Here is a 7,659-nt window from a genome sequence, read left to right as displayed (position 1 = left end):
ATATGGTCATGCAATGATTTAGGCTCCAAAAATAGTAAAAATTAACAAATTGAAGTTGTTTATTTTGTAATAGCAAATGTTTTTAGTGATAAATACTTTTTTAAAGTCTTTATTTTGCGGGTTTTAAAAAAAATGACAAAATTCTTCATTTTTTAGGGTTACGTTTTTGTTAAAAAAGGTATTAAGTATATGAAAAGAGGATGATTCTAACCTTTTGAAAGCCTAGTAAATTCAATATTTAGGCATATAATTTCAAAATATTTTTATTTTTATTTGTAATATATATTATTAGAGTATATGTTTGTAGTCAATTCTGTATTTATCTATATTTAAAAATATCTATTATGAAAAAAATCCTATTTCTAGGTGTATTCCTTTTATCTTCTATTTCGTTTATTTTTGCACAAGATGCAAATGGTCATGATAATGTAATTACTAACTCTCTTACGGGAACAGCTATCGGTAGTTATACAGAATCCCAAGCCTCATATTCTATGGCTGCAGGGTTTTATTCAAAAGCCATGAGTAATGGAAGTTTTGCTTTAGGTAATCATGTTCATGCAACCGCAGCTAATTCCTGGATTATTGGAAGTGGATATTTGAAAGGACTTCGATGGGTAGAGTATGCCAATCCCAATTCCAATTCGTTGATGATTGGTTTTAATATGTTGAATACTCCCTCCTTTTTTGTAGAACCTTTTGATATGGATGGCTCAGGAGGAGGTTTTGTAGGTATTCATACTGATACACCAACTTCCACATTAGATGTAAATGGAACCTTAACAACGAAAGGATTGCGTGTGGTTTCTGAAACTTTAATTGGCAGTAATTGGGTGTTAACGGCCGATGGAACTGATGGTAGTGTAAAGTGGGCAGCGCCTACAGGTTCAGGAGGTGGAAGTACATATACACATCCTGCCCATACAGGTATGGTTGGATCCGATGGAGATGGTGATACTTGGCTTAATGTCTCAGCAATTGAAGTGCAGACTTATACTTCTTCGCTTTCTTCAACGGATAAATTAATCTTTGCAAGATCTGGTTCTCAATTGAAAAGCACAAAAATCTCCGATTTAAAAAACTATATGCAAAATAATTTGGATTTTGGTTCAGGTGGCGGAGGAACGGTTTCTCCTTGGGTAACTTCAGGTTTGAATATTTATAGATCAAGTGGTAATGTGGGGATTGGTATCTCAAGTCCTCAAGAGAAATTACATGTTAATGGGACTATCCAAGTGGAGGATGGTATAAAAATGATAGGTAGTACCAATAAGTTAGTATATGGAGAAAGTTCGAATAGTATTTTCCAGATTTCTAAAAATGTATTTGGTAAAGGAGTTGAGCCTCCTCCAGCCGGAACACAAACCAATATTATAACAATAGATGCTAATAACCGTGTAGGTATTGGAACGGATTCACCAAGTGCTAAATTGGATGTGGATGGAACAGCAAAAATAAACAATACCTTGACTGTTACTGGTGAAATTTTTGCTAATGATAATGTGGAGATTGCGCAAAGCTTAGATGTTAGTGAAGACATTAGTGTTGCCGGGAAATTGCAATTTGGCACAGGTTTATCGCAAATTACTTTTGGAAGCTATAATACAGCAAAGACATTTAAAATCCTTTCAAATTTCAACCCTCCAGGTAAAGGATTAATTCAAGGAATAGCTATTTCTTCGTCTGGAAGAGTTGGTATTGGAGTTGATAATCCTACGGCTAAGTTGGAAGTAAATGGAGGAATTGTTGCACAGGATGATTTAGATGTAAGAGGAGATATTATTACACAGGGTGGTATAAATGTAAATGGAACTACAAAAACCTCAGGTTTTCAAATGACAAATGGAAGTGATTTGGGGGGCAAAATCTTACAATCTGATGCTAGTGGAAATGCTTCTTGGGTAGCCCCAGGGACACTAAATGGTGTTGGAATATGGAGTGGTGATGCTAATGTAGCTTACTATAATGGTAGTGTTGGAATAGGGACTACAAGTCCAAGTGCATCACTTGATTTGGCTGATATTCATCCAGCAGGTTATCCTTTATTAAATGTAGGGAATGATTCTTATCTTACAGATGTTGAAAATGCAAATACATTAGGGGTTTATGGCATTCAGGATAATACAATTGGAGCTATAAAATTAGGAAGTAATGGTCCGAAACTTTATGGTGCAAATAACTGTCTTGCTATTGGAACTACTCAAACACCTTCAGATTATACTTTAGCTGTTGGGGGAACTATCGGTTGTACAAGAGTAGTAGTAAGAAGTGAAAATGATTGGCCTGCTTGGCCCGATTTTGTTTTTGCAGATAATTATATATTACCCGATTTATTGGAAATAGAATCATTTGTAAAAGAAAACAAACATTTGCCTGGTGTGCCTTCTGCTGAGACAGTTGCAAAAGAAGGGCTTGATTTAGTTGAAATAAATACTATCTTATTACAAAAAATTGAAGAGATTACTTTATTGATGATTGAACAACAAAAATCGATGGAAAAGCAACAAAAAGAAATTAATGAGCTTAAGAATCTTACAAACAAACTTTAAATAGTTAATTATGAAAAAAATTATATTAATTGTATTTGGGCTTGGAATAGTTTTAGGTATTAAAGCTCAAAATTATAGCCAAATACTAATAGGGCATAATTGGCAGGTGGTGTCTTTAAGTATTGAAGGTGAGTTGTTTGTGGATGCCGACAATACCTGTATGTACTCCACTGTAATTAGTTTTGTTGATGAAGCAAACTTAACTCTTGCAGGATCTTGTAGAAGTACATCCTCAGCCAATTTCGAGCTTTCAAATGATCTGTTGATTGTGGAGAATCCCATTAATGGTAACGATACACTAACAATAACAGAAATAACTGAGAATAGTTTTTCTACATTATTATTGAAAAGACCTATATTAAACGATAGTATTATTCTAGAACCAGTAAATATAATCACAAGCTATGAAAAACTATAGATTTTTATTTGTTTTAAGTATTCTTGCGATATTAATTGTTTTGTTTAATAGTTGTTGTAAGAAGCGTACATGCCCGGATATTTCTAGTGACGAAAGACAATGGATTCCATATAAAAATAATGACACCCTGATATTTAAAAATTTTGAAATAGATTCTGTTTTAAAATTTAGGGTTTATAACTATAGAGAGGAAGAATTAGATAAAAAAGATCCGGGAGAGTTTTGCTTTTCAAGTTGTTTATCAGGCATTCAGGTGAACTTAAGGACGATTGAAGTAGATGATGTGTTAGAGTCTCCGTTTTTTTTGGAAAAGTCGGATTCTGATATATTTGTGTTATGGAGTGTGAGCGGGTTATCATCAGGAATTGAGGAAAAACCTTCTATACATGCATTATTTGATCTAAGAAGGAGTTCGCTAATTGAAGAAATAGAAATTGCTAATCAGGATCTTCAAAATGTTTATGAATTTATAACTGATTCTACACACAATAGAGGTGTAAGGAAAACCTATGTGAAGAAAGGCATGGGCTTGGTAAAAATTGTTTTCAATGATGATCAACAGTATGAATTAATAAATCATATAAAAAATGAAAAATAAGGCATTTTATATAATACTTCTAATTTTTTTGTATCAACTATCAGTTTTGCATGCTCAGGATGATACGTTCGAAGTTATTGTGAATATCAATGAGAATAACGAAAATAAAACCATAAAAGGTGAGTGCTCTATTTGGTATGGAGAGAGGGAAAATGATGGTGTACTTATGAAACCATTTATTGTTTGCGAGGGTTTTGATCCACTGGGTATGCAAGATGCAGATCTTGTAAGAAGACAAGTTGATGAACCCTTTGATTTTGTTGACAATCTAATATGGGATTATAATTATGATGTTATCATCTTAGACCTTGATAAAAACACCATGGAAATAGAAAAGAATGCGGAATTGTTTATTAAATTAATTGAAACTATAAATTTAGAGCTAGAAGAAAACGGATCGATAAACAGGATAGATGCTTTAGGTGTGAGTATGGGTGGATTAATTATAAAGTATGCATTAGCAAAAATGGAACATGAAGGAGAGGACCATAGAGTTGAGCATTATGTTTCCTTCGATTCACCACACCTCGGTGCCAATGTGCCTCTAGGTTTACAGCAAATGCTCGATACTTATCTTGGGTCACTACTTTCTTTAGCAGAGGTGAATTCAGTATTAAACAATATCGGGTGTATAGAATACGAGAGTATTATAAATGATATTTCAGTAGGAGTATTTGGTTTTGATATTAATGAATTTGTATCTAATGAAATGGATAGAGGTGACTTTTCAGCTGCCTTACAAATGTCATCAAATTATGTGCATCAAAATTTTTGGCGACAAGGCTTCTTGAATAACTTAGATGATGTTGGAGCTTATCCAAAGGATTGTAGAAATATTGCTGTTTCCATGGGTACAAATGTTAAAAGCCAAGGATACGATCCCGGCACAACGCTTTTGGATTATAGAAATGGTAAAACATTAGTCGATTGGACGCTTCCCTTACCATGGGGTTTAGGAGGCTTTGATTTTGATTGGACGCCTATAGAGGTAAACAATACTGTAAATGCTATGCCTGGTAAAAATGATGAAACATTTAATACAGCCTTGCAAATTCAACCTTTTGTCAATTCAAGCATATATGGGCCCTCTTTTTCGCGATATCATACCGAACATGATCCATTGGTTGCTCCTAGTAATTGTAATATGGATAATGCTCCAGGCGCATATTATAAATTACCGATAGGAGGACTGTCAGAGTGGCTAGATGGATATATTATAATTCCTATTCATTTATCCCATACAGTTTGTATACCAACAATATTTTTTGGAGACATATGTTGGACTACATCTGTTTCTTGGGATAAAGAAATTCCAAGATCAGATATATTTGGTTCTTTAACTAATGACACTGGTGAAGACGATCCTGTATTTTGTTTTGTACCAACCGTAAGTGCATTGGCATTAAATAATACCGATTGGTTTGCTGATTTATCAGACATAGGAAAATATCCTCACAACGAAACGCTCACACCATTTGATGCAATTTGTATGAGTAATGATAATTATATCCATGCTTGGATGCCGCCAGATCCTGACGTGAATGATTTTTTAGTTGGAGAATTGCATCCGGATCATCTATATATTCAAAATCGGATATTAGATGAGGGCTATACTAATGTGTTTGAGGCTCAAAACATAACTATTGGCGAAGATGTAGATACTGAGATCAATAGGACATTAGTAGGTGATGTATTGGTAGATGCTACTACCAGAATAGATTACCGCGTACCAACAGATGGAGTTATTATAATTGAAGAAGGTAGCGATATTGCAGGACATCAGATATTGTATTTAGATCCCGATTACAATAGGCCTGTAGGCAAAAAATCAATTATTATTGAAGATAATAATGATGTTGTTGAGATGCAAGAGGATATTGAACAAGAAGAAATAGTGGTCAACAAAAAGCCAGAAATTTCTAATTTTGTAATGACAGAATCTTTAACAATAACTGATATCATACCCAATTCCGCCGCGATTTCAAAAGAACCAAATGAAAGAAATGTGGAACAAAATATAGGTTTAAAAGTTTTTCCAAATCCGGCTAAGAATCAGATCAGAGTGAGTTTTGTACATGGCAATATATCTGAACACCTACTTGTTATAAGAGATGTGTTTGGTAATACAATTATTGAAAAACCAAATTTTTATTCTGGTTCTAGTATTAATGTTTCGAATTTACCTAAAGGAGTTTATGTTACCGAGGTTTTTATTAGCGGTAACAAATATCAGGAGAAATTTCTGATTTTGTAAAATAGATTTAACTTAAAATATAGAATAATGATATTAAAAAAACAGTCTTTGATGAAAACAACTATTTATTATCTAGCAATTATTCTTTTTGTATTTACATCCTGTAAAGAAGATAAGACAGAAATTATTGAACCAACTCCCGATTACGATGCGCTACTATGTAAAGAATGGAAAATTGAGAAAGATTTAAAAAATGGCGAAAATATCATGAATTACGAGGAGCAATACTTCACTTATGATACTTCTAATGTACTGTATGTTAGAATAGTTATTGATGAGGCTATTACTATGCATTACGATTGCATGTGGAAGTGGAAGGACAATTATAGTAATCTACATTTGTATACGCCATATGATACTAAAAATAAATTAGGGGAGATTGTAAGGGATAGTATTGATGAGCCTTTACACATGATTTGGTCAGATATGTATGAAGTAATTGAAATCACATCAGATGTTTTAGTGATAGAAAGAATGAAAGATGAGGATGTTTTTAGGTTGGAATTAAAACCATCTGTTCAGAATGATTAAGTGATTACTCCAAATTTATTAGGTTTTAAATAGCAATTAGGATTCTGTATAAACAGTAAAATACCTTGAGAGACGCTTTGTTGTTGGGTTTTTTACAAGATATGTAGAGTTGGATTCTTTGCTTATAAAGTATAATACAGAATATCAGTCATATATAAAAGTGTTATAGTTTTAGGTGAATGTTGTAATACAAATTAGGCATATAAATTAAATGAGAGATCTATTTTTTAAAAGTGCTATATAAAAAGTTTAGTGTTTTATGAAAACTAGGTTTTATAAAAGAGTATGATGTTGTACTCAATACTGTATTTATCTATATTTAAAAATATCTATTATGAAAAAAATCCTATTCTTAGGTGTATTCCTTTTATCTTCTGTTTCTTTCATTTTTGCACAAGATGCAAATGGTGATAATAACCCAATTGGGAACTCTGCTACCGGAACAGCTATCGGTAACTATACAGAATCCCAATCTTTATATTCTATGGCTGCTGGGTTTTATTCAAAAGCTATGAGTAATGGTAGTTTTGCATTGGGTAATCATGTTCATGCAACCGCAGCTAATTCCTGGATTATTGGAAGTGGATATTTGAAAGGACTTCGATGGGTAGAGTATGCCAATCCCAATTCCAATTCGTTGATGATTGGTTTTAATATGTTGAATACTCCCTCCTTTTTTGTAGAACCTTTTGATATGGATGGCTCAGGAGGAGGTTTTGTAGGTATTCATACTGATACACCAACTTCCACATTAGATGTAAATGGAACCTTAACAACGAAAGGATTGCGTGTGGTTTCTGAAACTTTAATTGGCAGTAATTGGGTGTTAACGGCCGATGGAACTGATGGTAGTGTAAAGTGGGCAGCGCCTACAGGTTCAGGAGGTGGAAGTACATATACACATCCTGCCCATACAGGTATGGTTGGATCCGATGGAGATGGTGATACTTGGCTTAATGTCTCAGCAATTGAAGTGCAGACTTATACTTCTTCGCTTTCTTCAACGGATAAATTAATCTTTGCAAGATCAGGTTCTCAATTGAAAAGCACAAAAATCTCCGATTTAAAAAACTATATGCAGAATAATTTGGATTTTGGTTCAGGTGGCGGAGGAACGATTTCACCTTGGGTAACTTCAGGTTCGAATATTTATAGATCAAGTGGTAATGTTGGGATTGGTATCTCAAGTCCTCAAGAGAAATTACATGTCAATGGAACTATCCAGGTTGAGGATGGTATAAAAATGATAGGTAGTAACCTGAGTTCGGTTTTTAACTATCTGAAATTCAGTTGTTAATGGTGATATTTT

At 33.6% G+C, this 7,659-nt stretch carries 6 protein-coding genes; all 6 read left to right on the top strand.

What is annotated here, in order from left to right:
* The first annotated feature begins 344 nt into the window (after positions 1 to 344).
* The 6 genes from HNS38_RS19315 (at position 345) to HNS38_RS19290 (ending at position 7,647) form a co-directional block, all read left to right on the top strand.
* Positions 345 to 2,549: a hypothetical protein gene (locus tag HNS38_RS19315; protein WP_172346937.1), complete on the top strand. Its 2,205-nt coding sequence runs from the start codon at positions 345 to 347 to the stop codon at positions 2,547 to 2,549.
* A gap of 10 nt (positions 2,550 to 2,559) precedes the next feature.
* Positions 2,560 to 2,967 carry a hypothetical protein gene (locus HNS38_RS19310; protein WP_172284838.1) on the top strand — a complete coding sequence of 136 codons (408 nt, stop codon included), beginning with the start codon at positions 2,560 to 2,562 and terminating at the stop codon, positions 2,965 to 2,967.
* Entirely contained in the window at positions 2,954 to 3,565 is a 612-nt protein-coding gene (locus HNS38_RS19305) for a hypothetical protein (protein ID WP_172284839.1), read from the top strand. Before HNS38_RS19310 ends, HNS38_RS19305 begins: the two co-directional genes overlap by 14 nt.
* Positions 3,555 to 5,819, top strand: a complete 2,265-nt coding sequence (locus HNS38_RS19300; protein ID WP_172346936.1) for a T9SS type A sorting domain-containing protein — start codon at positions 3,555 to 3,557, stop codon at positions 5,817 to 5,819. Before HNS38_RS19305 ends, HNS38_RS19300 begins: the two co-directional genes overlap by 11 nt.
* A gap of 51 nt (positions 5,820 to 5,870) precedes the next feature.
* Positions 5,871 to 6,350, top strand: a complete 480-nt coding sequence (locus HNS38_RS19295; protein WP_172284858.1) for a hypothetical protein — start codon at positions 5,871 to 5,873, stop codon at positions 6,348 to 6,350.
* A gap of 334 nt (positions 6,351 to 6,684) precedes the next feature.
* A complete protein-coding gene (locus HNS38_RS19290) occupies positions 6,685 to 7,647 on the top strand; it encodes a hypothetical protein (protein ID WP_172346935.1) in 963 nt (320 codons plus the stop codon).
* Positions 7,648 to 7,659: the final 12 nt, after the last annotated feature.

This window comes from Lentimicrobium sp. L6 (genome assembly GCF_013166655.1).
In the GTDB taxonomy this organism is placed as follows: domain Bacteria; phylum Bacteroidota; class Bacteroidia; order Bacteroidales; family UBA12170; genus UBA12170.
The sequence above is the reverse complement of the archived record's forward strand: the minus strand, read 5'-3'. Positions and strand labels throughout refer to the sequence as shown.